The organism is Saccharopolyspora sp. NPDC003752 (assembly GCF_053605825.1).
In genome coordinates, this window is record NZ_JBSGJZ010000014.1 from 26,513 (window position 1) to 52,683 (window position 26,171).

The 26,171-nt window shown below is 68.0% G+C and carries 22 protein-coding genes and 1 pseudogene; 11 read left to right on the forward strand and 12 right to left on the reverse strand.

Annotated elements, in window-relative coordinates:
• The 3 genes from ACWEV3_RS19680 (at position 1) to ACWEV3_RS19690 (ending at position 4,104) form a co-directional block, all read left to right on the forward strand.
• Complete coding sequence (locus tag ACWEV3_RS19680) at positions 1–1,635, forward strand: MFS transporter (protein WP_452615264.1); 1,635 nt, start codon at positions 1–3, stop codon at positions 1,633–1,635.
• A gap of 31 nt (positions 1,636–1,666) precedes the next feature.
• Entirely contained in the window at positions 1,667–3,115 is a 1,449-nt protein-coding gene (locus ACWEV3_RS19685) for a sulfatase family protein (protein ID WP_452615265.1), read from the forward strand.
• A gap of 128 nt (positions 3,116–3,243) precedes the next feature.
• Positions 3,244–4,104, forward strand: coding sequence for an alpha/beta hydrolase (locus ACWEV3_RS19690; RefSeq protein ID WP_452615266.1), 861 nt, complete (start codon positions 3,244–3,246; stop codon positions 4,102–4,104).
• A 261-nt stretch (positions 4,105–4,365) separates the two neighbouring features.
• Here the strand turns inward: ACWEV3_RS19690 and ACWEV3_RS19695 are convergent, their stop codons facing one another.
• The 4 genes from ACWEV3_RS19695 to ACWEV3_RS19710 form a co-directional block, all read right to left on the reverse strand.
• Positions 4,366–5,157 (reverse strand): DUF1868 domain-containing protein, encoded by a 792-nt coding sequence (locus ACWEV3_RS19695; protein WP_452615267.1) that lies wholly within the window; start codon positions 5,155–5,157, stop codon positions 4,366–4,368.
• Positions 5,158–5,364: 207 nt separating this feature from the next.
• Positions 5,365–6,324: a formylglycine-generating enzyme family protein gene (locus ACWEV3_RS19700; protein WP_452615430.1), complete on the reverse strand. Its 960-nt coding sequence runs from the start codon at positions 6,322–6,324 to the stop codon at positions 5,365–5,367.
• Between the two features lie 163 nt (positions 6,325–6,487).
• On the reverse strand, positions 6,488–6,634 hold the full coding sequence (locus ACWEV3_RS19705; protein WP_452615268.1) for a hypothetical protein: 147 nt from the start codon (positions 6,632–6,634) through the stop codon (positions 6,488–6,490).
• 197 nt (positions 6,635–6,831) lie between these two features.
• Complete coding sequence (locus tag ACWEV3_RS19710; RefSeq protein WP_452615269.1) at positions 6,832–7,998, reverse strand: Rieske 2Fe-2S domain-containing protein; 1,167 nt, start codon at positions 7,996–7,998, stop codon at positions 6,832–6,834.
• A 278-nt stretch (positions 7,999–8,276) separates the two neighbouring features.
• On the opposite strand from ACWEV3_RS19710, the gene ACWEV3_RS19715 reads away from it, so the two are divergent.
• Both ACWEV3_RS19715 and ACWEV3_RS19720 read left to right on the forward strand, forming a co-directional pair.
• Entirely contained in the window at positions 8,277–8,591 is a 315-nt protein-coding gene (locus ACWEV3_RS19715; protein WP_452615270.1) for an SDR family NAD(P)-dependent oxidoreductase, read from the forward strand.
• A gap of 37 nt (positions 8,592–8,628) precedes the next feature.
• A complete protein-coding gene (locus ACWEV3_RS19720) occupies positions 8,629–10,086 on the forward strand; it encodes an MFS transporter (RefSeq protein ID WP_452615271.1) in 1,458 nt (485 codons plus the stop codon).
• A 451-nt stretch (positions 10,087–10,537) separates the two neighbouring features.
• Here ACWEV3_RS19720 and ACWEV3_RS19725 read toward each other — a convergent pair whose 3' ends face one another.
• Entirely contained in the window at positions 10,538–12,184 is a 1,647-nt protein-coding gene (locus ACWEV3_RS19725) for an MFS transporter (protein WP_452615272.1), read from the reverse strand.
• A gap of 99 nt (positions 12,185–12,283) precedes the next feature.
• On the opposite strand from ACWEV3_RS19725, the gene ACWEV3_RS19730 reads away from it, so the two are divergent.
• A complete protein-coding gene (locus tag ACWEV3_RS19730) occupies positions 12,284–12,547 on the forward strand; it encodes a ferredoxin (protein ID WP_452615273.1) in 264 nt (87 codons plus the stop codon).
• 69 nt (positions 12,548–12,616) lie between these two features.
• On the opposite strand, the gene ACWEV3_RS19735 is transcribed toward ACWEV3_RS19730, so the two are convergent.
• The 4 genes from ACWEV3_RS19735 to hsaA all read right to left on the reverse strand — a co-directional run bounded on the left by ACWEV3_RS19735 (position 12,617) and on the right by hsaA (position 18,795).
• On the reverse strand, positions 12,617–14,962 hold the full coding sequence (locus tag ACWEV3_RS19735; RefSeq protein WP_452615274.1) for an arylsulfatase: 2,346 nt from the start codon (positions 14,960–14,962) through the stop codon (positions 12,617–12,619).
• Positions 14,963–15,097: 135 nt separating this feature from the next.
• On the reverse strand, positions 15,098–16,390 hold the full coding sequence (locus ACWEV3_RS19740; RefSeq protein WP_452615275.1) for an alkyl sulfatase dimerization domain-containing protein: 1,293 nt from the start codon (positions 16,388–16,390) through the stop codon (positions 15,098–15,100).
• 187 nt (positions 16,391–16,577) lie between these two features.
• Positions 16,578–17,447 carry an IclR family transcriptional regulator gene (locus ACWEV3_RS19745; RefSeq protein ID WP_452615276.1) on the reverse strand — a complete coding sequence of 290 codons (870 nt, stop codon included), beginning with the start codon at positions 17,445–17,447 and terminating at the stop codon, positions 16,578–16,580.
• Positions 17,448–17,622: 175 nt separating this feature from the next.
• Positions 17,623–18,795, reverse strand: coding sequence for a 3-hydroxy-9,10-secoandrosta-1,3,5(10)-triene-9,17-dione monooxygenase oxygenase subunit (gene hsaA / locus ACWEV3_RS19750; protein ID WP_452615277.1), 1,173 nt, complete (start codon positions 18,793–18,795; stop codon positions 17,623–17,625).
• A gap of 483 nt (positions 18,796–19,278) precedes the next feature.
• Between hsaA and ACWEV3_RS19755 the strand changes: the two genes are divergently transcribed.
• The 3 genes and pseudogenes from ACWEV3_RS19755 to ACWEV3_RS19765 all read left to right on the forward strand — a co-directional run.
• On the forward strand, positions 19,279–20,790 hold the full coding sequence (locus tag ACWEV3_RS19755) for an FAD-dependent oxidoreductase (RefSeq protein ID WP_452615278.1): 1,512 nt from the start codon (positions 19,279–19,281) through the stop codon (positions 20,788–20,790).
• Between the two features lie 194 nt (positions 20,791–20,984).
• Complete coding sequence (locus ACWEV3_RS19760) at positions 20,985–21,815, forward strand: SDR family oxidoreductase (protein ID WP_452615279.1); 831 nt, start codon at positions 20,985–20,987, stop codon at positions 21,813–21,815.
• A 187-nt stretch (positions 21,816–22,002) separates the two neighbouring features.
• Positions 22,003–22,179, forward strand: a pseudogene (locus ACWEV3_RS19765) (LLM class flavin-dependent oxidoreductase); the annotation flags it as partial.
• A 46-nt stretch (positions 22,180–22,225) separates the two neighbouring features.
• On the opposite strand, the gene ACWEV3_RS19770 reads toward ACWEV3_RS19765, so the two are convergent.
• The 3 genes from ACWEV3_RS19770 to ACWEV3_RS19780 all read right to left on the reverse strand — a co-directional run bounded on the left by ACWEV3_RS19770 (position 22,226) and on the right by ACWEV3_RS19780 (position 24,028).
• Entirely contained in the window at positions 22,226–23,113 is an 888-nt protein-coding gene (locus ACWEV3_RS19770) for an alpha/beta fold hydrolase (protein ID WP_452615280.1), read from the reverse strand.
• Positions 23,106–23,792: a nuclear transport factor 2 family protein gene (locus ACWEV3_RS19775; protein WP_452615281.1), complete on the reverse strand. Its 687-nt coding sequence runs from the start codon at positions 23,790–23,792 to the stop codon at positions 23,106–23,108. Before ACWEV3_RS19775 ends, ACWEV3_RS19770 begins: the two co-directional genes overlap by 8 nt.
• A gap of 71 nt (positions 23,793–23,863) precedes the next feature.
• Positions 23,864–24,028, reverse strand: coding sequence for a hypothetical protein (locus ACWEV3_RS19780; RefSeq protein WP_452615282.1), 165 nt, complete (start codon positions 24,026–24,028; stop codon positions 23,864–23,866).
• Between the two features lie 121 nt (positions 24,029–24,149).
• On the opposite strand from ACWEV3_RS19780, the gene ACWEV3_RS19785 reads away from it, so the two are divergent.
• Together ACWEV3_RS19785 and ACWEV3_RS19790 are read left to right on the forward strand one after the other, a co-directional pair.
• A complete protein-coding gene (locus ACWEV3_RS19785) occupies positions 24,150–24,548 on the forward strand; it encodes a MerR family transcriptional regulator (protein WP_452615283.1) in 399 nt (132 codons plus the stop codon).
• Between the two features lie 133 nt (positions 24,549–24,681).
• On the forward strand, positions 24,682–26,142 hold the full coding sequence (locus tag ACWEV3_RS19790) for an MFS transporter (protein WP_452615284.1): 1,461 nt from the start codon (positions 24,682–24,684) through the stop codon (positions 26,140–26,142).
• The last annotated feature ends 29 nt before the right edge of the window (positions 26,143–26,171 follow it).

Below are 26,171 nucleotides of genomic sequence, written 5' to 3' on the forward strand. Positions count from 1 at the left end.
ATGACCACTCACGACCCAGAGACACAGGTATTCCGCACAGAGGATGAAAAAAGTCCGCCGAAACCGTGGTCCGAATCGGCGGCGGCTTCGGCCGTCGCCGGCGACGCCACGATCTCACCTCGACCCGTTGCGCGGATGGTTTCTGACCGGCGACTTCCTGCTGGTGTGCGTTCTGAAACACGGCTCTGCGCAACGGGTTTCCACACCAGATCGACGATATGTGCTGTCCAGCGCTCCATCGGATACCTCTTCGCTTGGCGGGAGCACGCCATGAACGCAGACGAAACCAGCGCACCGCTGACCAAGCCCGCAGCCGAACGAACCGGGACCGCGGCCGGCGGTGCCCCCATCGTGCCCCACAGGTGGCGCAAGCTCGCTTCGGTCTCCGCCGCTTTCTGGTCGGACAACAACGAGACGTCCGTTCTGAGCAGCCTGTCCCCGGTGATCATCGCCGCGCTCGCACTGCCGGTCAGTGCCGTCGGCGTACTGGTGTCGGTGAGCAAGGCGATCGGGATCGTCTTCGGTCCGGTGTGGAACTGGGTCGCGCACCGCACCAGTCGCAAGGGGACGCTCGTCATCACCACGGCGCTGGTTTCCGCCTGTACCGCGGCGACCGGCCTGGCGCAGAACTACGGACAGCTGATCCTCGCCTGGTCGGTGGCCGCGGTGTTCATCGCCGCGGGGCTGCCGATCGTCACCGAGATCATCGCCGACCTGTTCGACGAACGCTCCAGGGGCCGTGCCAACGGCTACACCTGGGGCATGATCGCACTGCTGAGTTCCGTGCTCGGGCCGCTGCTCGGACAGCTCGCCCGGGTCCCCGATGGCTGGCGGATCGGCTTCTTCGCCTCCGGGGCGATCGGCGTGCTGATCACCATCGGCATCATCGTCGGATTCCAGGACCCCGGGTTGGGGGCGAGCGAACCGGCGCTGCGCAACCGCACGGCCGCCCAGCGGGCCGCCGCCTCGAAGCTGACCTGGGCGAAGATCGGTCAGCTGGCCCGCATTCCCACCTTCGTGCTGATGCTCGGCCAGCGGTTGCTGGCCGGCCAACTGCTGATCGCCACGTTCGGGGTGTTGTTCCTGGTCCAGGAGCGCGGGTTGACCACGGAGGTCGCCACGCTGGTCATGCTGCCCTTCGGCGCCGGCTTCCTGATCGGCACGTTCGGCGGCGGTGTGGTCACCGACCTCCTGAACGCTCGCTTCCCGCAGCGCGGTCATGTAGTCGTGCTCCAGACCGCGCAGTTCGGCATCGGTACCGCAGCCCTGCTCGGCATGCAGATCGACTGGGGTTCGATCGCCATCTTCGCGATCTTCTGGACCACGATGGGATTCATGCAGGGCATCAACCCCAGCGTGAACCGTCCGATCGTCGCCGCCGTCGTGCCGCCGGAACTGCGCGGCGCCGCGTTCGCGCTGATGCTCTCGGTTTTCGAGGCCATCGCTTTCATCGCGTTGAACCTTTCCGCCGGTTTTCTCGCAGCAACGCTGGGGTTGAGCACGGTCATGCTGTTGTTCCCCGGCATTCTCATGATCGTCAACGGCCTGTACTGCACCGCGCTGTACCGCACCTATCCGCGCGACGTCGCCCGGCTCGAGGCTCAGCTGCGCCTGCGCGCCGCCGAGCAAGGCTGACCGCCGCGATGAGCAAGGGGAACGGGTCACCATGACGAAACAGCGCAATGTGCTGTGGATCCTGTGCGACGAGTTGAGAGCCGACGCGTTGAGCTGCTACGGCAATGCCCGGCCGGAAGTCTCGACGCCGCGCATCGACGAACTCGCGCGCGAGGGAGTCGTGTTCGACAGCGCCTACAGCGCCGCGCCGGTCTGCGTGCCCGCACGGGTTGCCATGCTGACCGGTCGCAACCCGGGTGACACCGGCATCTACGGCAACGAGGCGCAAGTACCGGGCCACCCCGTGCCGGATGCTCTGGTGACTTTCCCGGAACTGCTCGCCGACGCGGGTTGGGCCACGCACACCTACGGCAAGGAGCACATCCCACCAGCCCTCACACCCTGGCAGCGCCATGATCCGGCGGGTAGCAGCATGCCGGACCTGATGCGCGACGTTCAGCGGGTCGGCGCGGACATCCTGAGCACACCGGAAGTCGGGCACCTGGTCGGGTCGGTGCTGCCCGAGCACGCCGAGTTCAGTGCGAACGCAGTCGCCCGCAACGCGGTTCGGGCGCTGGACGAGCTTGGTGACGGCCCGTTCTTGCTCCGAGCGTCCTTCCTGCAACCGCATACCCCGGTGGTCGTGCCCGAACCGTGGGCCTGCCGGTACCGCGACGTGCCGTTCGGCGCGCCGGCCGACGGCACGATCAGCTTGTTCGAGCGGGAATTCGGGCGCATCAACGGCGGAACCGAGATGTCCGACGACGAACTGGCGACGGCCCGGCGCCTCTACTACGGCGCGGTAGCGTGGCTGGACGAACAGGTCGGCGCGTTGCTCGACGCCTTGACCGCGCGCGGTCTACGGGAGTCCACTGTGGTCGTGCTGACCTCCGATCACGGCGCCTACCTCGGTGAAGACGGCGGATTCGGCAAGCACACCTTCGCCCCGCACAGCCACCGCGTGCCGCTGATCGTGTCCTGCCCCGAGCTGCTTCCCGGCGGACAGCGACGCGGCGACCTCGCCTCCAGCGAGGACCTCGCCCGCACCGTGCTCGGCCTGTGCGGCGTCGAGCCCGCCGGCATGCGGGGCCGGGACCTGTTCCGCGATCCGGCACCGGACCACATCGTGAGCGTGATCGGTTACGGCGCACCGGAAAGCCGAGCCTTCCCGAACCTGGCCGCGGGCCTGTGGCGAGACAGCAGCGGATGGCCGCAGCGACTGTGCGTGCGCACCAACCGCTACCGGCTGGACCTCAACATCCGCATCGACGGCGCCCCACCAGCGGAAGGAGAACGAGACGTCTTCCTGGCCGACCGCACAACGGACCCGGGGGAGCGGATCAACCTCGCCGACGACCCGGCCTACCAATCGGTCCGGGACCAGCTGCTCGCCCACGCCCTCGCCGCCGCAGACAACCTCGTCGTCCCCGACGCCAAGCGCATCTACACCGCGTTCGCCGAAGCCCTCGAGCAGTATCGAAGGCACACCGCGGTGAACTGAGATGGACGGTGGTCAGCTCAGGCGTTGATCGCGGTTTCGGGTGGGGCGCTGCGGTCGCGTTGCCACATCGATCACCCTGTCGGCCTACTCCGAGACCGTCCTCACCCCGACCCTGACTAGGAACAGCCATGCCTCCATTCAGCACTCTGGCCCGCTCGGCGACGGCAGCGGTTGTGGCGGTCGTCCTCGGCGCCGATGTGGCCGCTGCCGAGACCCCGGCCGCTGCGTGCGCACGCGCCGTGACCACGGCGGAGTCTTCGTACCCGACCGACCACGGCCCGCAAGCGATGACTGTGTACTTTCCGCCCGACCCGCAGCCAGACGCCCCCGCCGTGGTCATGGTGCACGGCGGCGGCTGGGCGCGCGGGTCGCGCACGCTGCTCGACTCCGAGGCCCGCCAGGCCGCCGCGGCCGGACTCGTGGTGTTCAACATCGACTACGAGCTGTCCGCGCCGCGCTACCCGCGAGAAGAGCAGGACGTGCAGGCCGCTATCGCATACATCCACGCGAACGGAGCCCGATTGGGCATCGACCCCGACCGGATCGGCGGCCTGGGCACCTCGGCCGGCGCGCACCTGATCATGCAAGCCGTCACCTCCGGGCACGCCCCTCTCAAAGCCGTCGTCGGCTGGTCCGGCCCCTACGACCTGACCGTCCACGGCGGCCCCAAGAACCACTTCCTCGCCCTGACGATGGCCCCGATCTACCTCGGCTGCTTCCCGCTCACCAGCGTCTGCGCCAGCACTGCCGAAAAAGCCTCGCCCGCCCACAACGTCACCGCCGCCGGCCCGCCCACCCTGCTGTTCAACTCGGCCGACGAACTCGTCGCCGAGGACCAGATGACCGACTTCGCCGGCCGCCTCCGAGCCGTCGGCACCCCAGTTGAGACACGACTGCTCCCCGGCAGCCGGCACGCGATCGCCTACACCGACGACGCCACCGCCCCCAGCGTCTCCTTCCTCCGGCAGCACCTGCTGTCAGCTGACTAGCACTCCGCCCGAACCACGCACTCGACATCGGCTCGCGGTCCAGAATCTCGTTGAGCCTGGGCAGACCGGGCCACGGCGGCTTGCCGGGGGGAAGTGCAGCGCTGTCTTCCTCACGGCCATCGACGAGGGCCGGCTGCTTCACTACGCGGCGAACAGTGCTGAGTAGTCGCCTGAGCATCGGCGCACTACGAGAGACGTTCTCGCCTCGACCACTCACCCATCGAGATCCAAACGGGATGCTCGCTGGCGTGCGGCAAGGTGTCAGGCGCGTGGCAGGAGCCACAACTGCGGGAATGCCAGCATGTCGTCGAACAGGTTGAACGCGGCGGGTTCCAAGGTCATGGTCGAGGCTGTGCCGGTGAAGAGCCGGGTCATTTCCGCGGCGATTTTCTCCATCGGACGTGTGTCGGAGGGCAGTGGCTTGACCAGGCGGTAACCGATCGTCGAGTGGAACTGGTACGTGTCGAAGTTCGCGGCGCGGATGTCGAGCAGGTCCCGTAGCTCCCGGCGAGCCGTCCACAGGGTGGTGAACGTGGCGTCGTCGGCCGGGGTGAGGTCCATGGTGAAGTTCGCGTCGAATGGGCGGAAGCCCTTGGCTTTCATGGTGATCGGGCCGAGCGGCGTCAGACGGGACTTCTGCAGGCGGGCCAGAACTCGCTGCGAAACCTCGGTCATGTCGTGGCAGTCCGCCAACCACGGCGGCAGCTGCTTGTTGATGATGGTGTTCTGGGTGGTCACGTCGAACACGGTCATGTGCATGCTGTTGTGCGGCAGACAGACGTACTGGTCGGCCAACGACGACCGCTTCATGATGTCCTGGGCCTGTTTCTGGGCGTTGAAGAAGGCCGAGTCCTGAGGCACGGGGCAGACGACCGTGTTGCCGCGGAAGCGCTGGGCGTTGCCGTCGAGGTCCCACTTCTTACCCGGGCCGGCTTGAAGGGGCTCACGCTTGCCGCCGTTCGGTGTGGCTTCAGCGGGGCCGGCGAGGGCCAGGCCCGCAGCAGCGGCACCAGCGGCACCGAGCAGCATGCTTCGACGATTGATTGCGGTCATGACGCTCCCGCGGGAAAAGGGTTGGTAGGAGAGAGCTACAGACTCAGCCGTGGATGTGAACGGTCGGAGAATCTTGCATGAGCAAGAACCGCTATGTTTGAGAATTCCTTCGCGGCCTCAAGACAAGTAGACGGCGAGCTGCGGTGATCGCTGATGGAGCCTTTCGCGCGGTTGTCCGCAGAGATGGCCACGCTCCGCGATGTTCGCTCATGGCTGCGACTTCGTGCGGGCGACGGTGCGGAAGCCTGCGTTGCCCATCGATGAGTCGGGAGTGTTCTGCGACCGGGCCGAATTGCGGTAGCGGTTGCAGTACGAGTTGTGGCAGAGGTAGCTGCCTCCGCGCAGCACGCGCACCGCGCCGGTGTCGGGGCCTGCGGGGTTCGTCGCAGCTCCGCGCGCGTAAGTGCGCGGGTCGAACCAGTCCTGGCACCACTCCCACACATTGCCCACGGGCTGCCACAGGCCGTATCCGTTGGCCTCGAACGTGCGGACGGGAGCCGTCGTGAGCCAGCCGTCTTCGAGCGTGTTCTCGCGGGGGAAGACGCCCTGCCAGATGTTGGCGCGCCAGCTGCCGTCGTCGACCTCGGCGTCGCCCCACGGGTACTTCGCGCCGTCGATGCCGCCGCGCGCCGCGTACTCCCACTCGGCCTCGGTTGGCAGGCGTCGGCCCGCCCACGCGCAGTAGGCGATCGCGTCGTTCCAGCTCACGTGCACGACGGGATGGTCGTCGAGTCCGTCGAGGTCGGAGCGGGATCCGCCTGGGTGCCGCCAGTCGGCGCCGCGCACGCCGAGCCACCACGGGGTGCCCGGCGGTTGGCCGACGATATCGTCGTCGGGTGCGGCCACCGCGAGGTGGAACACCGCGGAGAATCCGAAGGTCTCGGCCTCGGTGCGATACCCCGTCGCATCGGCGAAGCGCGCGAAGGCGGCGTTGGTCACGGTGGTCGCGTCGATCTCGAAGCCGTCGAGCGTCACGCGGTGCAGCGGCGTCTCGCCATCCGCCGGATTGCGGTCACCCGATGAGTCGCCCATCGTGAACGACCCCGCTGGGATCCGCGCCTGCTCGATCGCGTGACCGCCCGCAGCCTCCGTGGGAACGGCCTCGCCCGTGCCCGGCCCAGGCGGCGCGAACGCACTACGCCCGGGAGCCCCGCACCCGCAGCTCATGGAATCCCTGGAGCTCTCGTTCACATCTCCTCCATATCGGCGATCGGCGTCAGTCGGCTCACCAGTCGGCACAGCGCCCACTCGGACGTACTGCGCGAGCTCGTCGGTTCTCTGATGGCCCCGATATGGTCGTTCAGCACAGGCCGTGGCGCGGAGTTGGATCCTAATCCTGGTTCCGCAGCTCACCTGCGAGCAGGGCGGTCGCGACGCAGGCCGAGATCCCGTCCTTGTCGCGGACGGCGTCCGGGTCGATGCGGTACCCGGGAGCCCGTTCGCGGCCGAAGATGAGGTTGTCGACCTGGACATACATAAGTCAGGGCACCCACAGACCAGGGAGCCTCTGAGGTTCCGCTACCCGCACCGCCACGCAGAACGAGGCTGGAAAAACCTCATTTGAATCCGGTCAGCGTCGTGTGGTGCTTGAGCCCGTGGGCGTGCGCGATCTCGGCCAGCAGCCGGGACGAACGGGCCACGATGCGGGAAGCGCTGGTCGCGGCTGCGCGCGGGTCAGGCTGGTGCGTCGGTCTCCGCTCCGCGGGCGAGGTTTTCCGCGACCTCGCGCTCCCACGCCTCGACGGCCTTCGTGGTGTCGATCTCGAACTCGAACCGGTTCGTCATCTCCGGTGCGACGTCGGCGATGTCGACGTAGAACTGCTCGTACCACCGCCGGAGCTGGTAGACGGGCCCGTCCTCCTCGCAGAGCAGCGGATTGTCGATGCGCGTCTTGGATTTCCAGATCTTCACGTCCTCCAAGAACCCCTTCAAGACCTGCCGCGCCGACTTCTCCGCCACCTCGGCGGCGTTGGCGTCGGTCATACCGGCATGCTTCTGCATCCGCACACCGAAGTGGAGCAGAAAGCTGTTCTTGTCGATGGGGTAGTGCGCATTGATCTGCACGATCGGACGCGGGCCGTCCTCGAAGACCTGGTTCAGCCAGTCGATCATGAAGGACGGACCGAAGTACGAGGCCACCGATTCACTTCCGGTGAACTGCGGCCCGTCCGTGGGGACCACGTCGTTCAGGTACTGCACCACGTCCTCCCGCGCGGTGCCGTCGAAGTACTGGGTGGCGATGTGCCCTTCGAAGATGTTCTTGAAGTACCGGGGAAACGCCTTGTGGACGTAGAAGAAGTGCGCCATGTCCACGACGTTGTCGATCACCTCGCGGCAGTTGGTGTGGACGACCATCGAGCTCCACCACCAGTCGGTCCAATCGCCCTCGGCGAACTCCTTGATCGCCGGGATCGCCTGTTCCTCGATCGGTGGGTTGCCCTCCGGGTCGTTCCAGACGAAGAGCATGCCGTCCTGGACGAGGGTCGGCCAGGCCGCGGTGCGGGCGCGCACCGGCACGCGGCGGGCGTAGGGGATCTGCTTGCACCGGCCGTCCCCGCCCCAGCGCCAGTCGTGGAAAGGGCAAGCGATTTCATCGCCCTTGACGGTGCCCTGGCTCAAATCCCCGCCCATGTGCCGGCAGTAGGCGTCGAGCGCGTTCAGCGTGCCGTCCTGGCCTTCGAAGACGACGAGCTTGCCGCCGAACGCGGCTACGGTGTGCGGTTTGCCGTCGGAGAAGTCGCGAGCCAGCCCCAGGCAGTGCCAACCGCGAGTGAACCGGGCGTTGATCTCGGCGGCTTCGATGTTCCTGATCTCGTCCTCGTCGACTTCCGCAGCGGACATGGCGGCATCAGACCCTTCACGATGGCGGGCGAACCGAATTGGTCGCCCATGAACGGCAATCCTGATTCCGAAATTAAGAACCCCGAAACGGTGTGATCAACGGCTGTCCCAGTGAGTGGTACGACCGGATTCGCCGGAGGGGCTCGGTGTCCGCACCGGTGCGGACACCGACTTCTACCGCCTGTTCCGGTAGCCGGGACTGAGGTGTTCCGCGCGGGACACGGACCGGAGGATCGATCGCGGCACCGTTTTCGGATTCCGGGAGGCAGGAGGCTGAGATGGGACGCGTGGACGGCGGGATCGTGATCGTCACCGGTGGGGCGCGAGGTATGGGCGCCGAATTCGCCCGCAAGTTGGTTGCGGAGGGCGCTCGGGTGGTGCTGGACGACCAGGGCGAGGAGCTCCCCGACGAACTGGGGGAGCGGGCGGTTCTCCACCGGCTGGACGTCACCCTCGAACAGCAGTGGACGGACGTGGCGGTCCGCGCCGAGGCGATGTTCGGCCTGGTGAACAACGCTGGCGTGGTGCACGCCGAGCCGATCGAGGCACTGTCCGAAGAGGACTTGCGGCGGATGATCGGCGTCAGCCAGTGAACCCCAACCTCGACCCCCCACTCGGAGGTGCATGGAGATGACGTCTTCCCCGCCCGCGGATGATTCGCTCACGGCTCCCCGGCAGGTGGCCGGATCCGACCGGAAACTGCGACACCCCCTGTTGGTCCTCATCCTCCTCGTCCTGATCAACGAGGTCTTCGCGTTCGAGTTCACGGTGGTCATGCCCGGTCTGCCGGACATGGCCGCGGTGTTCGGCTCCGCCCACATCAGCCTGGTGATGTCGGTGCCGCTGCTGTTCGCCGCGGTGATCGTGCCGCTGCTGGCGAAGTGGGGCGACATCCACGGCAAGAAGCGCGCGCTGCTGATCGGGTCGCTGTCCTTCGTGGTCGGCACATTGGTGTGCGCGCTCGCCCAGTCATATCCGCTGTTCCTGGTCGGTCGGGGGCTGCAGGGCCTCGGCCTGGTCGGCCCGGTGATCACCTACGGCATGATGCGGGACCTGCTGCCACCTCGCTGGGTGCCGATCGCGATCGGCGGAATGGGCGTCGGCCTCGGGGTTTCCGGTGTTGTGGGGCCGTTCGTCGGTGGAGCGTTGATCGACTCCGTCGGTTTCCGCGCAGCTTTCTGGTTCCTGCTCGGCTACATCGTCGTCACCGGATTGCTCGTGCTGGTGTTCGTGCCCGAATCGCCGGTGCGGATCGCCCAGCGCCTCGATCTCATCGGTGCGGCCCTGCTGGGGTTCGGGGTGGTCGGACTGGTCGCCGCCGCAACGATCCCCGGGTGGCGACTTCCGGCAGTCGTGCTCGGGATCGTGCTGCTCGTGCTGTTCGTGCTGGTGGAGCGCCGGAAGAGCCAGCCGCTGATCTCCATGACGTTGCTCGCCCGTCCGGCCGTCGCCATGACGTTGGCCAGCGCCACCGCGATCGGGTTCCTCGTGGGTGCCCAGGCGGTGCTCATGCCGCTGCTGTTGCGCAACCCCACGGGTCTCGGCCTGTCCGCCATGCAGTACGCCGTCAGCTTCGCGATGGTGTCCGGCGTGTGCAATGCCCTCTTCGGTTTCCTGGCCGGTTTCGTGTGCCGGTGGGCGAACCCGCGGGCGGCGCTGCTGACCAGCTGCGTCGGCTGGACACTCGCGATGGCGCTCATCGCGTCCGGGTTCGTCGATGAGCGGTGGAAGGTCGCGGTGATGGCGGCCTTGCTGGGTGTGGGGCAGGGTTCCTTCTTCGCCGCGGCGGCCAATCTGATCGTCGAAGCCGTGCCTGCGAAGGTGCAGGGCGTGACTGCGTCGATGAAGTTCACCGTCGAGCAGGTCGCGGGATCGATCGCCGCCGCGGTCGGCGGGGCGGTCATCGCGGCCGACGTGGTGCGGATCGAGCCGAGCACGGGTGCGGTTGTCTACGGATTGACCGGATTCCGGAACGCCTTCCTGATCCTCACCGCGGTTGCGGTCGTGGGACTCGTCCTGACCCTGCTCATGCGGCACGGACGGCAGCCCGCGACCGGCGGTGTCCAACCCGATTCCGCGGATCGGTGATCTTCCGCCGCAAGCGGAGCACCCAGCGAGCGCAGACCCTGGTGGCCTGCGCTCGCATGGGCGCGCGCCGAGAACTCCCCGGCCACATCCGGTGAGGTTTTCCAACCTCGATTTGCGTGGCGGTGCGGGTAGCGGAACCTCAGAGGCTCCCTGGTCTGTGGGTGCCCTGACTTATGTATGCCCAAATACACGGCGTCAGGGCCGTCCTCGCCAGGAAGCCTCTGAGAACCCGCGGCGGTGCCGGTGTCGTAGGTGGGCTATGCGCCTGCGGCGCATGCGACACCTCATCGACGTGCAGCTTTGCGACCCGCGGCTGCGGGCCGACCAGGATGAAAAACGCTCAGTGGAACCGGCGGTACGCACCGCGCCTGCGCGCCGCGCGCTGCGTCGGCTGGGCGCCGTGGGCATAGCTGAAGACGCCGAACACCGTCGCTCGCAGAGCCCCTCGTTTTCACGGGACGTTCGGCATCCCTCCGGTGGCTGGAGCGCGGCCATGGCGCATGATCAGCGCGATGACGAGCGCAGCGATGCAGCCACCCAGCAGCACGAGGTAGGCGATGCGGAAACCATCGGCAGTGACGACAGTCAGGTGGTGGCCGGCCCAGTTCAACGGCACCTGGTGGCTCGCTGTGATGGCGCCGACGACTGCGGTGCTGACGGCATTCATGACACCCATCGCCGTGTAGAGCAACGACGTGCTGACACCTTGCACCGTGGCGGGCACTGCTTCGATGATGAGATTGTTCGCACCTGCGTACAGGAAGCCCAGGCCGACGCCCATCAGAGCGGCCGTGACGGCGATGGGTGCTGGGCCGGTCACCCAGCCGGTCAGGATCAACGCAGTCCCCGACGCCAAGGCGGCGATCGACACCAGCAGCGCTGTGCGTGGTGAGTAGCGACGGCTCGCCCAGCCGGCCAGGAAGCCGCAGATGGCGCCGACGATGCCGAACACGAGGCCGAAGGACGAACCGTATTGCAGGGCGCTCATGCCCATCCCGTAGTCCGCCAATCCCGGTACGTGGGGTGTGCGCAGCATCTGCGGCATCAGCACTGAGCTGATCCCGGTGGCGCAGAAGGCCGTCATGCCCGCGGCGACGAGCGTCAGCCACACGCTCGGCCTGGTCAGCAGTGGCAGGCTGATCAGCGGCTCTGGATGGCGCCGCTCGACTGCGATGAACAGGGCCAGCAGCGCCAGACCGGCGAACACGGAGATGATCGCAGACTGGTGGTTCACCGCGGCGAAGACGAAGGCACCCATGCTGAGGCCGAAGAGCGCGCCGCCGAAGAGGTCGAGGCGGTGGCGGATTCGCACCGGGCTCTCCGGCACGAGCAGGAAGACCAGGGCGGCCACCGTGAGGTCGTAGCAGAGCAGGAACCAGAAGACGCTTCGAAACCCGTAGTTGTCGATGAGGAACCCGCCCAGGACCGGGCCGATCACGGCTGAGACGCCGGTGCCCACCCCGATCGTGCCCACGCCGAGCGGAACGAGCCGAGGCGGGAGCAGGTCGCGGACGAGGCCGTAGCTGACGACGTAGACGATCACGAACGTCGATTGCAGCGCGCGGCCGACCAGGAGCTGCCAGAAGGATGGTGCCAGCGCGCACAGAGCACATCCTGCGGCGAACACGATCGACGTGACCACTAGGATGCGCTTCTTGCCGTGGATGTCGGCGAGCTTTCCCATGATGGGCAGGCACACCGACGACACGACGAAGACGGTGGTCATCACCAGCGCCACGTGGGCGGTCTGAAAAGACGAGGCGATGTCCGGCAAGCCCGGGGACACCATGGTGAACTCGAAGTTCGCGTTCTCGCAGATCAGGATCAGCGCTACCACGATGACCGCGCACTGCCACCGGGGACGCTCGGTCCCGGCCCCTCGATCCGCTGGCCGGGCGGGGTGATCGTGTTCCATCGGCTCTGTCACGGGAATGCCTCCGCAGTTGGTGGGGATCGAGTCGAGCGGCTTCGTCGCGGCAGTGGGAAGGAACTGCCAGGTGCAGGATTTCCGCCGAGCTGGGCGGCGCTCGTGCGAGTCGGCAGTGTCCACTCTCGACGGATCGCATCCGTTGAGCCTCCGCTGCGACGACTGCGCCATCGGGAATATCCCGATGGGTGAGACAGGTGCGCACCTCGGGGGTTTCGGATCGCAAGCTGTTCTGGGGAGCACGGACGGCAGAACGCTTGGAGGTGGCGGATGATTCACGTGGACAACCGGCTCGACGACGCGCCGATGACGCCGGTGTCGTGTCGGCGTTGCGCGGCCGCGGTCGGCGTGCGGAAGTCGAGTTGGCAGCAGACGAGCATCCAATGGGACGAGGATGCGGTAGCCCTGTGCGCGGAACGGGATGGCCACCGGCCGGCGACCGGCGCGGTCGCACCGAGCTGCCAGGCGCTGCGCGAATCGATCAGCGAAGCGGCCGTCTCCGGAGCAGTCCCGGTGCAGGCGCGAGTGATCTGAGGAATCGACGAGCGATGGGCCCCGACCGCACCAGCGAAGCGAAGTGAATTCGCTGGTGCGGTCGCTGCTTCAATGCACCCGGAGCGCGACCTCCCGCTGCGATGCGGGGTCGACGGCGACGCTGTCCTCGCCCAAGGTGATGAACACGTCGCGCAGGGTTCCCTGATAGGCGTTGCCGATGCCTTCGCAGTACTCCTCGGAGACCGGAGTCCCGCGATCCCGCCCCACGTCGAGCGTTTCGTCCATGGAGAACTTGAAGCCGACCGTCCGGGGCAGCCGGCCTTCGGCGGTGATCTCCCCGTCCACCAGGATCGTCGCCGTGCCACCCTTGCCGATTCCGCCGCCGTCGTAGGTGAAGCGCAGCTCGACCTCCCGGCGGCCGGGCCGCAGGGGGTCGGCGCCGTGGACGTAGATCCGGTCGCCGCACATGTTGTAGCAGTAGACCGGTCGCCCGTCGTTGACGTAGAGCGACCAACCCGCGAATCTGCTGCCTTGCGCGACCAGCACTCCGTCCGCAGGCTGGGGTGGCACGTCGACCGTGGCCAGGAGGGTGAAGGACGTGTTCTTGAGGTTCGGCGCGCAGTCCTCGGGCAGTCCGCGCATGCTCGGGTGCAACACCATCGACTTCCGGTCGCCCAGCAGGTCCGGTCGCGGGGCGAGGTTCGGGATGAAGCGTTCGAACAGCCTGTCATCCAGTGGCAGGACCCCGTGCTTCACCGCCTCGATCAGGAACTTCTGCTGCAGGGCTGCGAGCTTCTCGGGGTGCTGGTCGGCGAGGTCGCGCGCCTGCGTCCAATCCGAGCGCGTTTCGTAGAGCTCCCAGACGTCCTCGGTGAAGGACGGCAGGGGAGCGCGGGACGTGCTCGCCGGGGAGTCCCGGTGCCTGGCGACCGCGGTCCAGCCGTCGTGGTAGATGCCGCGGCTGCCGAGCATTTCGAAGTACTGGGTGATGTGCCGATCGGGCTCTTCCGGGCCGTCGAAGGTGTAGTGGAACGAGGTGCCTTCGACGGGGGACTGCCGGACCCCGTCGACGATCTCCGGTTCGGGCAACCCGGCCGCTTCCAGGATGGTCGGCGCGACGTCGATGCAGTGGTGCCACTGGGAGCGGATCTCGCCGCGGCTGGTGAACCCGGCCGGCCAGTGCACGATCATGCCGTTGCGGGTTCCGCCGTAGTGCGAGGCGAACTTCTTAGACCACTGGTACGGGGTGTCCATGACCGTGGCCCAGGCGATCGGGTAGTGCGGGTAGGTCGAAGGCCCGCCCAGCTCGTCGAGCTGAGCCACGATCTCGGCGGCCGAGCTGGGCACCTGGTTGAGGTTCTTGGCCAGGTTCGCGGAGCCGTCCACGCCGCCTTCGGCCGCCGCGCCGTTGTCGCCGAGGATGTAGAACACCAGCGTGTTGTCCAGCTGGCCGAGGTCGTCGAGGGCGTCGATCAGCCGCCCGACCTGGCTGTCCATGTGCTCGGCGAACTCGGCGTAGAGCTCCATGAGCCGCTCGGCCGCGACCCGCTGGTCGTCGTCCAGCTCGTCCCAGCGCGGCATTTCGGGGTCCCACGGAGGCAGTTCCGCATCCGGTGGCACCACGCCGAGTTCCTTCTGGCGCTGGAAGATCCGCTCCCGCTCGACATCCCAGCCGTGGGCGAACTCGCCGCGGTAGCGGCCCCGCCAGCCGTCCGGCACGTGCAGCGGATCGTGGCAGGCGCCGAAGCTGAGGTGGCAGAACCAGGGGCGGCCCGGTTCGAGCTCGCCGAGGTTGGTGATCCACTCGGTGGCCCGGTCGACCAGGTCTTCGGACAGGTGATAGCCCTCCGCCGCGGTCTTCGGTGGCTCAATGGGCGTGAGCCCGTCGTGAAGCCGCGGCGTGAACTGGTTGGTCTCGGCGCCCAGGAACCCGTAGAAGCGGTCGAACCCCTCGTTGGTGGGCCAGCGATCGAACGGCCCGGTCTCACCGAGTTCCCAGCCCGGAGTCTGGTGCATCTTGCCGAAAGCACCGGTGGCGTAGCCGTTGCAGGACAGCACCCTGGTGATCGTGGCCATCGACGCCGGGCGGATGCAGTTGTACCCAGGTGCCGAAGTGGCGAGCTCGGGCACCGTGCCCATCCCGGTGCTGTGGTGATTTCGTCCGGTCAGCAGCGCAGCCCTCGTCGGGGCGCAGATCGCCGTGGTGTGGAACCGGTTGTACTTCAGGCCATCGGCGGCCAGCCGTTCGGCCGCCGGCATCCGGCACGGACCGCCGAAGGCGGAGGACGCGCCGAAGCCCATGTCGTCGACCAGGATCAGCAGGACGTTGGGCGCGTTCCCGGGTGCCGCGGCACGTTGCGGGACCGGGTAGGCCGGTGTCTGGTCGCGAACGTCGAGCGCCGGTGGGATGTTCGACGGATCGGGTTGGATGGGCAGGACGTATCGGTTGACCATGTCGCCTCCACTTCCTTCTGTGCGTTGCGAGCGTCGCGCGCACGGTGGTGGGGCGAGGGGGGCGTCCCGATCACCGGGACGTACCGGGACACCCGCGCTGACGATGCTGATCTGCCGAGGATGCGGGCTCGTGCGTCAACCGGCGCGGGCGCCGAGTTCGGCCAGCCGCGCTTCGGATCGGGCAATTGCCTCCTTGTAAATTCCCCTTGCCTGGTAAGCGGTTTCGCCGGCAAGTCGTTCGGCGAAGACTTCCACGAAGCAGCGGTGCGCCTCGACGTCGTCCGGTGCGCCCAGAACAGCCCACTCGGCCAGCTGGCAGGCCAGTGCGAGGTCTTCCGCGGCGAGCGCTCGGGCGCGCGTCACGAACGGTGCCGGGCCACCGGCGAGCGCGACGAGTTCCCGCGCGTGGTCGAAGGTCGGCGGGGGCAGCAGATCCGCGGCGCGGCCGTTCCACCAGCCGCCGTAGCGCCGGATCACGTTGCGCACCGCGAACTCGGGCCGGTCGTGCAGGGGCTGCAGGTGGGGTTTTGCGGCGAGTTCGGCGGGCGGGCGGAACTGCGTGACGATCTCGTTGTGGTCCTTGCCCGCGTTCAGCGCGTCGATCGTGTAGGCGACGATGTGCTCCAGGTAGGTGGCCAGGTCGTCGAACCGGCTGCGGATGGCCGCCGCCTCCGTGACCGGCATGCCGTGCCCCGGGATCATCGCCTTCGCGCCGGTGGCTGCGATTGCTCGCGCGGATTGCGCCCACTCGTCGGCGTAGCGCTGGACCTTCTGCGGGTTGCCGGCGTTCGGGAAGGCGTCGATCCACAGGTCGCCGACGCAGACCAGCTCGCGGCCGGGAACCCACACCCAGGTGGCGTCGTCGGTCTCGCCCGCCGCGTGTCGCAGCACGATCTCCTCGCCGCCGATCTTCAGCACCAACGAGTCCTGGTAGACGGTGTCCGGCCAGAAGAACTCGTGCTCCTGCTGCGGCCACCACGTGGCGGGCCGCCCGGGGCCCGGACCACCGGACTGCCTGGTGTTGGCCGCTGCGTTGTACCCGGCGGTGCGGGAGTACCTTCGGAACCGTTCCGCGACCTTGGCATGCGCGACGATCCGCGGCGGCCGCTCGGCTTCCTCGAGGAATGGGCCCAGGCCGAAGGCGTGGTCGATGTGGCCGTGCGTGAAGATGACGGTGTGCAACGGTGCGGAGGTCACCGAGCGCACCAGCTTCAACAGCTCCGGACCGTCCTTGGGCAGACCGCAATCGATCAGGACCAGCCCCGCGTCGGTCTCGATCACGCCGACGTTGACCACCCTGGCGCAAACCTGCCAGGACCGCGGTGCCACTTCGATGGCCTGCCCGGCCGGTGCGGTCCACGCGGCGAACGCGCCTCCCATGGAGTCCCGCTGGGTATCGGGGATTTCTGCCGTTGTCGCCTCGTTCATGGCCACGGTGCGGTCACATCCTTCGTGCGTGCGGTCGTTGCCGAATGAGCTCGATGAGCGCCACGACGAGAATGCGGCCGGTGCGGTCCGGCTCAGAGGCGGATCCTGTTGAGCGGGACAGGAGGCCACCGGGTCCGGTCGGGTGGCCGGCATGTTGAAGCCGGGGAGAGGGACGACGTGGGCGGGACTACAGCAGCGCGTCGTCGTTCAGGACCGCGAGAATGCGCGCCATGATGCTGTCCGAGAGCTCGGGTCCCGCAGCGGATTCGGCCGGTTCCTGGTTCAACCGAAGCGAAATCCGCTTGGCGACGTCGAGGAGCAGTGGCGCCCACCGTTCCATCGACTCGACGTCCGTGCCATCGCAGAGGCTGATCCCGGCGATCATCCGGTCTGGACCGCGGATCGCGGTACCGATACCGGAAACGCCGATGAAGTGCTCGTCGCGTTCGAAGGCCAATCCGTGCCTGCTGCGGATGCGCCGCAACTCCTGGTGCATGACCTGGAGCTGCGTGATGGTGGCGTGCGTGCACGGCAGCAGACCGTCCTTGAACAGCGCATCGACCTCCTCGGGCGACAACTGGGCTAGCATCGCTTTGCCCAGGCTGGTCGCGTGCGCCGGGACTCGGGCACCCGCGTGCGAAAGCAGCGTTCCGGTCGCGGTTCCGCTGAACCGGTCGAGGAGGACCACGCCGCCGAATTCGAGCACTCCGAGATAGATGGTCTTGCCGGTCAGGGCGTGCAGCTTTTCCAGCAGCGGCACCGCTGCGGCGCGCAGTCCGGGCCGGTCGTCCAAGCCGCCGCCGAACTGGAGCGCGCGTTGGCCGAGGGCGTAACCGCCTGGCGTGTGCGTCAGCCAGCCGAGCCTGGCGAGCTGGTCCAGGATGCGGTGCGAGGTCGAGCGGGGCAGTCCGGTGATCTCGGTGATGTCGTCGAGTCGAAGCCGACTCGCCCGGCCGTCGAAGGCGTCGAGGACCAGCGTCATCCGCTCGACCATCGAGGCCGGTGTGGAACTTGCGTCCTGCGGAGTCTGCCGGGTGGGAGCTTCGTCGCTCGTCAATGCTGACACCTCTGGTTCTGCGCTGGTCGACCAGGTTTTCGGTTCCACTCTCCGGGACATCGGACGGCTCTGATGCATTTCCGCCGTAAACACTAGACACAGCTCGCGATCGGCGGCAAGAACGCGCCGCTCCGGCAACGCTCAGCGAGCGGATGTCCGATCGTCGTCACCGAGTTCAGGGCATGATCATGCTGTCGTCCACGGTGACTCCGTGTCGCCAGCGCCCGTACAGCGTCAGCGGGTGCTCGGCGTTGTTGGCCATGTGCGCGGCGGCGGTGTGCGCATCGCGCCAAGCGCGTTGGATCGGTGCGTCCATCTGCACGGCGTGCCCACCTGCGGCCTTGAACAGCAGATCCAGTGCCTCCAGGCCTCGTTCCGCGGCCCGCACCTGGTTGCGGCGGGCCCGCAGGCGCAACGGCAGGGGGACCGGCTGATCGCGGTTCGCGTGCTCCAGGTGGTCGTGCAGATCGCGTTCGATCTGCAGGACGGCGGCGTCCAGGTCGCTCTCCCCGCGGGCAATCGCGAGGTAGGCGGAACCGTCCTCGGTCTGCTGCTGCCCGCCGTGGCTGAACTTGTTGCGGTCGCGCATCCGGTTCAGGTGGTATTCGTAGGCGCCTTCGGCGGCGCCGATGATCGGCATCGTGGCCGCCGTGCAGTGGATCAGGGAGAGCGGGATGCGGTACATGGGAGGCGCTTCGAAGTCTGTCCGCGGGTTGGCGGGCTTTTCCCGGCCAGCGGCCCCGAAAGCACGATGTGCGGGCACGAAGGCGTCCCGCACCGAGACGTCCTTGTTCCCGGATCCCCGCAAGCCCACCACGTTCCACGCCTCTTCGAGGCAGAAGTCGGAACGCGGCACGAGGACCGTCAGGTAGTCGACCGGGGATCCGGCCGGGCCCAGCAGCAGGCATCCGAGCAGGCACCACGAGCAGTGGTCCACACCGGGTGCTGCTTTCCACTCGCCGGAGAGCCGGTATCCGCCATCAACTGCGACCAGCCGCCCGTTCGGTGCGTAGGACGTGGACACCAGCGCGGTGCGATCCTCCCCCCAGACGTCGGCCCGAGCTTGCAGTCCCAGCAAGGTCACGTGCCACGGGGCGGCACCCAGCAGCGATGCGGTCCACCCGGTCGATGGACATGCCGCGGCCAGCGTGCGGATCGCTGCGAAGAAGTCGACCGGGGATTGCTGGGTGCCGCCGGAGTCTTCGGGCTGGAGCATCGTGAAGAGCCCGCAGTCGACCAGCGCTGCCATGGTGGAGTCCGGGAGCCGGCGGTCGGTCTCGGTCTGCTTGGCGCGCTCGCGGATGCCCGGTGACAACTCGCGGATCGCTTCGACGATGTCGTTGCCCATGTGCTCGGCCTCCTCGCCGTGTTCAGCCAGGACGAGGGCTGCCCGCGCTGAACAGGTCCAGGATTACCAGGTCTTGTTCAGCGGGATCAAGTCCGTTCGCCGGCGCTCCGCGCCGTCGTCGCAGGTGAGCGGATTGCGGGCCGTCGATCAGGCGCAGTTCTGAGATGGGGCGGTCAGGCGTGGGAACGGGTGCTGAGCGGGGGCGGTGATAGGTCCGGCCGAGGCGGTGGAGCTCGCTCGCACCACCGAGGCGCGATGCCGGAGCTGCTGATCGCCCGGCGCTGACCGATCCACAGCGCACCTCCGTGGCCGATCCCGGGTCTCGCTGATCGAGACGGGAGGACTTGCCCTGCGCGGCTGCGCGCAGACTCGGCCGTCTGAAGCACCTTCTGGGCGAAGGCGATGCGCAACGAGGTTCTGGCGGCAGTGCGGGCGGCGTTGCGGAAACCGGGTGCGAACGGCTGAGCGAAGTGGAGCAGGCAGATGGACACCGTGAACCAGACGTCGCCGCGCGCGGCTTGGAACCGGCAGGCCGACGTCGTGGTGCTGGGTATGGGCGCGGCCGGCTGCGCGGCGGCGATCGAGGCGCACGATGCCGGTGCCGAGGTGGTGGTGCTGGACAAGATGCCCGCTGGGCGAGAGGGGGGCAACACCCGGGTCTCCGGTGGCGCGTGGTTCCACAACCTCGACCCGTCCCGGGCCGTGGTGTACCTGCGCAGCCTGTGCGGTGGTTACCCGGTGCCGGAACCGGTGGCCGAGGTGTGGGCCGCCGAGACCCAGCGGATCACCTCGTGGATGCGCCAGGCGGTCGGCGCCTCCGTCGACGTCGTCGGGGACTACCGGCCGGAGTTCCCGGAGCTGGACGGCAGCGACTCCTACGGCGGCTATCTCGCGGTCGGCGGCCGGCTCGGCGATCAACAGCTGTTCGATGCGCTCTCCAGCGCTGTGCGCGCGCGGGGCATCGAGGTGCTGCTGGAAACGCCTGCGCTGGAGCTGGTGCAAGATGCCACCGGCGCCGTGCTCGGCGTGGTAGCCGCGGACCGCGACGGCACGCCGCTGCGAGTCCGGTCGCGGCGCGGCGTGGTGCTGGCCACCGGCGGATTCGAGGCGGATGCCGGGATGGTCCGCGACTACCTGCGCCTGCCGGAGGCCACGGTCTGGGGCACTCCCCACGCGACCGGCGACGGACACCGGATGGCGCAGAAGGCCGGTGCCGGGATGTGGCACATGGACAACATGATGACGATCAGCGGACTCCGCGTTCCCGGCTACGACAGCGGTTTCTACGTCGCCTTCCCCTTCGCCAAGGGCTTCATCCACCTCGGTCCGGACGGCGCCCGGTGCGGTGACGAACTGCCGCGCAGCGGGCACGGCCACGCGTTGCTGAACGGGGCTTACGAGCACTTCCCGACCCGCCGCACGCATGTGGTGTTCGACGAGGCGACCCGACGGGCCGGGCCGATCTCGCCCGGGCGCCAACTGCTCCCGGTCGGCTGGAACCTGCTGGTGGAGCACTACGAGTGGAGCGCCGACAACAGCGCGGAGATCGCCAAGGGATGGATCCGCGCCGCAGACACCCTCGAAGAGCTGGCCGCACAGCTCGAGGTCGATCCAGCAGTGCTGGTGCGCACCGTGGCGGAGTACAACGCGGCGTGCGCAGCCGGGGTGGACACCAGATTCGGCCGCGCACCCGAAACCCTGGTGCAGCTCGGCGAGGGCCCGTACTACTCCTTCGTCTCAGAGCCGCTGCTGGCCTGGAGCAACGGCGGGCCGCGCCGCGACGAGCAGTGCCACGTGCTGGACGCCTTCGGCGCGGCGATCCCAGGCTTGTACGCGGCGGGCAGCGTCAGCTCCACCTACAGCTGGTGCAAGGACGGCGGGATGCACATCGCGGATGCGCTCGCCTTCGGTCGCGTCGCCGGGCGGAACGCGGCTGCCGACGGTCGCGTCCGCGAGATCGGCCCGTACCTGACGGGTTTCGACGACGTGCGCTAGCACCTGCGCCAGCTGCGTAGCCCTCCTCTTCGTCGTGAGCTGCCCCGCAGCTCGTCGGCGCGATGTGCGATCCAGCCGGACAGCCAGAAGTTTCCGGCGCTGTCCGGATCCACGGCGAGGCTCTCGGGTGCCTCGAGGAGGACCTGGACCCCATCGGAATCCGAAGTCTCGCTGATCGAGATGCCAGCCCACCGGTGCCCGCGCGGTTCGTACGTTGTGCCGGAGCAGACAGTGAGGAGTGCTCCATGAGCCGTCGCCAGATCGTTGTCACGGGAGCAGCGTCAGGAATCGGGGCAGCAACCGCGCAGATGGTGCGGGAAGCCGGCGATCAGGTCGTCGGTGTCGACCGCCACGGCGTCGACGTCATCGCGGACCTGTCCACAAGATCGGGCCGGCAGTCCGCGGTTGCCGGGGTGCTGGACCGAACAGGTGGCCGCGTTGACGCGGTCGTCGCTTGTGCCGGCACATCCTCCCTCACACCCCTGGACATCAAGGTCAACTTCTTCGGGGTCGTGGACCTGCTGGACGGCCTTCGGCCGGCGCTCGCGACCGCCGCCGCACCACGTGTCGCCATCACATCGTCGATTTCGGCGACTCAGCCGTTCGACCCTGATGTGGTGGCGGCATGCGGTGCCCGTGACGAGGCGCGGGCACTTGCTCTGGCGGACGAGGCCGTGGCCGGTGGTCGTGGCAGCCAGCTCTACGCCAGCTCGAAGCGAGCGGTCACCCAGTGGGTGCGTCGTACGGCCATCACCGACGAGTGGGCGGGTGCCGGCATCGCGCTGAACGCGGTGGGGCCGGGCGTGGTCCTCACGCCGATGACCGAGCAGTTGCGGTCTTCCGAAGAAGGCGTGCACTTGATCCGGCAGTCGGTGCCGTCCCGCTTCGGCGGGTGGATGCGCCCCGAGGTGGTGGCGGACGCACTGGTGTGGTTGATCCGTCCCGAAAACACCCATATCACCGGGCAGATGCTCTTCGTCGACGGCGGGGCCGAGGCCGTCGTACGAGGCGAGAACGCGTACTGAGGACACCGGCGATCGGAGGAGACCGCCATGAAGTGGGCGCTGTCCGGGGCCGTGCTTTCGATGTCCGACCTGATGGCGCACGCGCCAGCGGCAGAGGACGCCGGGTATCACAGCATCGGCGCCGGACTCGGTCTTCCACCCCGAGGAGGTCTCCGCCGACCATCCCCATGCGCCTGACGGCAAACGGATGTTGGCGGCGGAGGTGCCGATGCCGGATCCCTTCATCGCGATAGCTGCGATGTCCGCGATCACCTCCCGGCCGCACTTCTCGACCAACGTCCTGAAGCTGCCGCTGCGGGACCCGCTGCTCACCGCCAAGCAGATCGCGACGATGGCGGTGCTGTCCGGAAATCGGGTCGGCATCGGCGTGGGCCGCATGAGTGATCACGGTACTCGTCGCGGCTCGAAATCTAGATCAACGCTGCCCGACAAGGCATTGGACGAGCGCCGGATGGTTGCGGCGGTCGCGCCGCCCGACCGCCGGATGGTTGCGGAGGCCGGGGCGACGCGGGCATGCGGTCAAGCCGCTTTCCGAGGCTCAAGCCGCTTTCCGAGGCTCCGGCCGCGCTCAGATGTGCCAGGAGTTCGTCGTTGAACCGCTGGCCGATCCGTTGCACGGCGTGTGGGCTACCGTCGAAGAGGACGCGCTTGCCACCCATCGCCTCGGCCAGGGCGTCGGCCACGTCCTCGAATCCGGGAGTGCCTCCACCGGTCACAACGAGCTTGGGGAACGGCGCTTGCGCCAGCGCTTCCGCCGGAACACCTGTCTCCCATGGCCGCTCCGTCGTGAGGTTGCGGGCCGCTTCGAACAGCGGCGGTGAAAGCGGTGTGGGCAACTGCAGGTCGATGTTCAGGACCTTGAGGAAGCCGGCCACGAAGGATTCGGGATCCCCGCTGTCGGCCTCTGCCCAATGGCGGCGAAGGGCGGTTGAGAGCCGGTCGGCCGCCGGCCGGCCCGAGCCGTTGGGCAGGGCGGGCGGCTCGATCACCGTCAGCGACCAGACTTTCTCCGGCGCGATTGCCGCAGCGCGCATGGCGACAACACCGCCCATCGAGGTTCCGAGGAGGTGCGCCCCATCGCCGAGCAGTCCGGCGATCTCGGCCGCATCGCGATCCGGATCGATTCGATCGGTGCGAGGGCTGGGGTGGTAACCCCGGCGGTACGGGGCGATGATCCGGAACCGGTCCGCGAGCACCCGCTGCTCGCTGAATGCCGCCGCAGCCGAACTCAGGCTGCCGTGCACCATGACGATCCGCGGCCCGGACTCTCCCCACTGTTCCACGGCGAGCTCAGCCATTGGCCGCCCCGTTCGCAGCCGCCTCGGCCTCGGCCCGCGCGAAGACGCCGTTGTCGATGTCCAGCTGACGCGACTCGAACCGCCATCCCCCCGGGGTGCGTACCACGACGTCCTGGTAGATCCCCGTGGCGATGATGAACGGCGGCTTCTCGACCTGGAGCTTCGTGACCGCACACCGCGCGGTGCCGCGGTCACCGTGCCCGTCGACGACGTAGTTCGTCAGCAGGTGCCGGACGCCGTCCTCCTTGCCCGCCGCGATGTGGCCCTTGATGAACTCGCGGATCGCGTCGTGTCCGGCGAACGTGCCGTAGGTGGCGATGAACTTCCCGTCGGGGACCCAGGCCCCCACCGAGGCGGCGCCCGGTTCAAGGATCGCGGTCGTGTCGCCGTAGGCGAATCGCGCCCGCCCGCCAACGGGCAGTGAGAGCAGGAATTCGCCCTGCTCCGGAGTGATCTCCGAGATGGTGACGTTCGCGCCGTGGTGGAGCCGGTTCAGCGAGACCGAGCCGCTGTCGAGGTGATCCAGGCGCGCGGACAGGCGTTCACCGCGATCGCGAACCCGAAGGGCATGCGGCCGCAGGTTCGAGGTGACCACGTGGACGACTGCGTCGACGTCGTCGGTGGTCGCCAGCAGCTTTCTCCCCGCGCGCACGAGCTCGGCGATACCTGCTACGGACACGGCTCACCCCCCGTCCTGAACCAGCGTAAGCCACATCCGGCGGCTCCCGGAGATCAGAGCGAGGGCGCGGATCAGCGTCTCCGCTGCCATGCCGGCGAGATCACTTCCCGCTTGCCGGACAGCTTCAGGCCCGCCGCCTCGGCCAGCGCCGTCGAAGCGCGGTTGTCGAGCTGGCAGCTGAGGTCTTCGCGCTCGACGAGCTGGGCAAGATCACCCTCGCCGCCCGTGGTTACCATCGCACCGTCGTCACCGACAACAGTGCGTCAGTGGCGAATTGCTCCCGTCCCCGTCGGCGGCCGCTCGGCGTACTCGTCGGCTTGACCTTGACACTAGCGTCAGGGTTCTAGCGTCCCCACCATGTTGAGGAAGATCGAGATGCGAATCGGAGAGCTGGCCGACCTCACCGGCGTCAGCCCCCGATCCCTGCGCTACTACGAGCAACAGGGTCTGCTGGCCCCGCAGCGCGCCGACAACGGCTACCGCGCGTACGACCCGTTGGATGCCGTGCGGGTCGCGAACATCAAGGAGCTCCTGGACGCGGGGCTCACCCTGGATGACGTCCACCCCGTCCTGGAGAAGGGCTGCCTGGACGCGCCGCTGCGGCAATCCTCCTACTGCGCCGAGGAGTTGAATCTCGCCACCAACCGGCTGGCCACGCTCGATGACCGGATCGCCGCGCTCCATGAGCTCCGGGGACGGCTGGCCAAGCACATCGACGAGACGGTGGCCACGCGCCCGGTGGTGGGCGAGGACTGATGAGGAGCACCGCAGCGCGGTCCGGAACCCCGACGCCGCGCCGATCACCCGTGCCCTGCCGCCGGCTCTCGCCGCGTTCGCGGCCGGCCCGACGAAACTCCAACACTTCCCAGGGCAGCCATCGGAGTACGAAGTGACACTTCATGACACGGAATCACAGACGGCAGCGCCGGATACCGGCCTTCCTGAAAGCCGACGCCGGTGGGCGCTCATCCTCCTTGCCGGAGCGCTGGCGCTGGACACCGGTGGAGTCGCGGTCATCAATGCCGCCTTGCCCTCCATCGGTGATGAGTACGACATCGACAGCTCCACGCTGCAGTGGACGATGACTGCCTATTCCATTGCCTTTGCCGGGTTCCTCCTGTTCGGGGGCAGGATCGCGGACGTCCTGGGCCGCAGGAAGATCTTCGCAGTGGGCGTAGCGCTCTTCGCCGCGGCCTCGCTGGGCGCCGCGCTCGCTCCGACCGCTGGGGTGCTTATCGCGGCTCGTGCACTGCAGGGGATCGGTGCAGCACTGTCCGGCCCCGCGTCGCTTGCTCTGCTCAGCCAGATCTTTCCAGAAGGACCGCAGCGGAACCGGGCGCTGGCGGTCTATGCGGCGACCGGCGGGTCCAGCTTCAGCGCCGGGCTGGTTGTTGGCGGGGCTCTCACCGACTTCCTCGGCTGGCGCTCGGTGTTCGCAGTCAGTGTCCTCGCCGGAGTTCTGATCCTGGCAGGAGTCCGGGCGCTGCTTCCTGGGGGCCGGCGCCAGGCTCGCGCCCTGGACATCCCGGGCGCGATCCTGGTCACCCTGGGTATAGGCCTGGTCGTGTACGGCGTGAGCGAGGGCAGTGAAGTCGGCTGGGGGTCCGCGCAGGTCCTGATCTCACTGGTGTTGGCCGTGATCGGGCTGGTGGGCTTCGTAGTGTGGGAGAAGGGGCGTGCGGAGCCGCTGCTTCCGATGAGCATCTTCCGCAGCCGCCCGGTGAGGGCCGCCTCCCTCACCGGTGCTGTCTTCTACACCGGTGCCGGCGGGCTGCTGTTCTTCTCGCCGCTGTACGCGCAAGGGATACTCGGTTACTCGCCGTTCGAGTCTGCACTGGCCGTTCTGCCCGTGGGCGTAGTCGTGATCATCAGCTCGCAGATCGCCGGACGTCTGATGTCGCCAGCGGCTTACAAGCCCCTGATGGCTGCCAGCCTGCTTCTCATCGGGACCGGCGTCGCTCTGTGGGTGGGCACACCTGAGGACGGCTCGTACTGGGCGCACATGCTCCCCGGCATCGTGGTCATGAGCACCGGCCAGGGTTTGGGTTTCGGCGCGATGACGGCCGCCACGCTGGAGGGCCTGCCGCTCCACCAGCACGGAGTCGCTGGTGCGGTCAATGTGACCGCGCAGCAGATCGGCAACAGCATCGGTTTGGCGATCTTGGTTGCTGTTTCGACCGGTGTCAGCGGCGGTGCCACAAATCCAGCCGATCAGCTGTCAGGTTTCCACGCGGCATATTGGGTGGCGGGCGCCATCGGGCTCCTGGGTGGGCTGACCGTTCTGCTCACCAGGTTTCCCAAGGCGGACACCGCGCCACGAGCTTCCGAGGAGGAGGCCGTGACGGTGTAGGCCGGAAGGACCTGAACATGCCCGGCGGC

Bases quoted from the DNA above. Each gene is read 5' to 3' on its own strand.
- ACWEV3_RS19680 (WP_452615264.1), top strand. From the start codon at position 1: ATGACCACTCACGACCCAGAGACACAGGTATTCCGCACAGAGGATGAA.
- ACWEV3_RS19685 (WP_452615265.1), top strand. From the start codon at position 1,667: ATGACGAAACAGCGCAATGTGCTGTGGATCCTGTGCGACGAGTTGAGA.
- ACWEV3_RS19690 (WP_452615266.1), top strand. From the start codon at position 3,244: ATGCCTCCATTCAGCACTCTGGCCCGCTCGGCGACGGCAGCGGTTGTG.
- ACWEV3_RS19695 (WP_452615267.1), bottom strand. From the start codon at position 5,157: ATGACCGCAATCAATCGTCGAAGCATGCTGCTCGGTGCCGCTGGTGCC.
- ACWEV3_RS19700 (WP_452615430.1), bottom strand. From the start codon at position 6,324: ATGAGCTGCGGGTGCGGGGCTCCCGGGCGTAGTGCGTTCGCGCCGCCT.
- ACWEV3_RS19705 (WP_452615268.1), bottom strand. From the start codon at position 6,634: ATGTATGTCCAGGTCGACAACCTCATCTTCGGCCGCGAACGGGCTCCC.
- ACWEV3_RS19710 (WP_452615269.1), bottom strand. From the start codon at position 7,998: ATGTCCGCTGCGGAAGTCGACGAGGACGAGATCAGGAACATCGAAGCC.
- ACWEV3_RS19715 (WP_452615270.1), top strand. From the start codon at position 8,277: ATGGGACGCGTGGACGGCGGGATCGTGATCGTCACCGGTGGGGCGCGA.
- ACWEV3_RS19720 (WP_452615271.1), top strand. From the start codon at position 8,629: ATGACGTCTTCCCCGCCCGCGGATGATTCGCTCACGGCTCCCCGGCAG.
- ACWEV3_RS19725 (WP_452615272.1), bottom strand. From the start codon at position 12,184: ATGGCGCAGTCGTCGCAGCGGAGGCTCAACGGATGCGATCCGTCGAGA.
- ACWEV3_RS19730 (WP_452615273.1), top strand. From the start codon at position 12,284: ATGATTCACGTGGACAACCGGCTCGACGACGCGCCGATGACGCCGGTG.
- ACWEV3_RS19735 (WP_452615274.1), bottom strand. From the start codon at position 14,962: ATGGTCAACCGATACGTCCTGCCCATCCAACCCGATCCGTCGAACATC.
- ACWEV3_RS19740 (WP_452615275.1), bottom strand. From the start codon at position 16,390: ATGAACGAGGCGACAACGGCAGAAATCCCCGATACCCAGCGGGACTCC.
- hsaA (WP_452615277.1), bottom strand. From the start codon at position 18,795: ATGGGCAACGACATCGTCGAAGCGATCCGCGAGTTGTCACCGGGCATC.
- ACWEV3_RS19755 (WP_452615278.1), top strand. From the start codon at position 19,279: ATGGACACCGTGAACCAGACGTCGCCGCGCGCGGCTTGGAACCGGCAG.
- ACWEV3_RS19770 (WP_452615280.1), bottom strand. From the start codon at position 23,113: ATGGCTGAGCTCGCCGTGGAACAGTGGGGAGAGTCCGGGCCGCGGATC.
- ACWEV3_RS19780 (WP_452615282.1), bottom strand. From the start codon at position 24,028: ATGGTAACCACGGGCGGCGAGGGTGATCTTGCCCAGCTCGTCGAGCGC.
- ACWEV3_RS19785 (WP_452615283.1), top strand. From the start codon at position 24,150: ATGTTGAGGAAGATCGAGATGCGAATCGGAGAGCTGGCCGACCTCACC.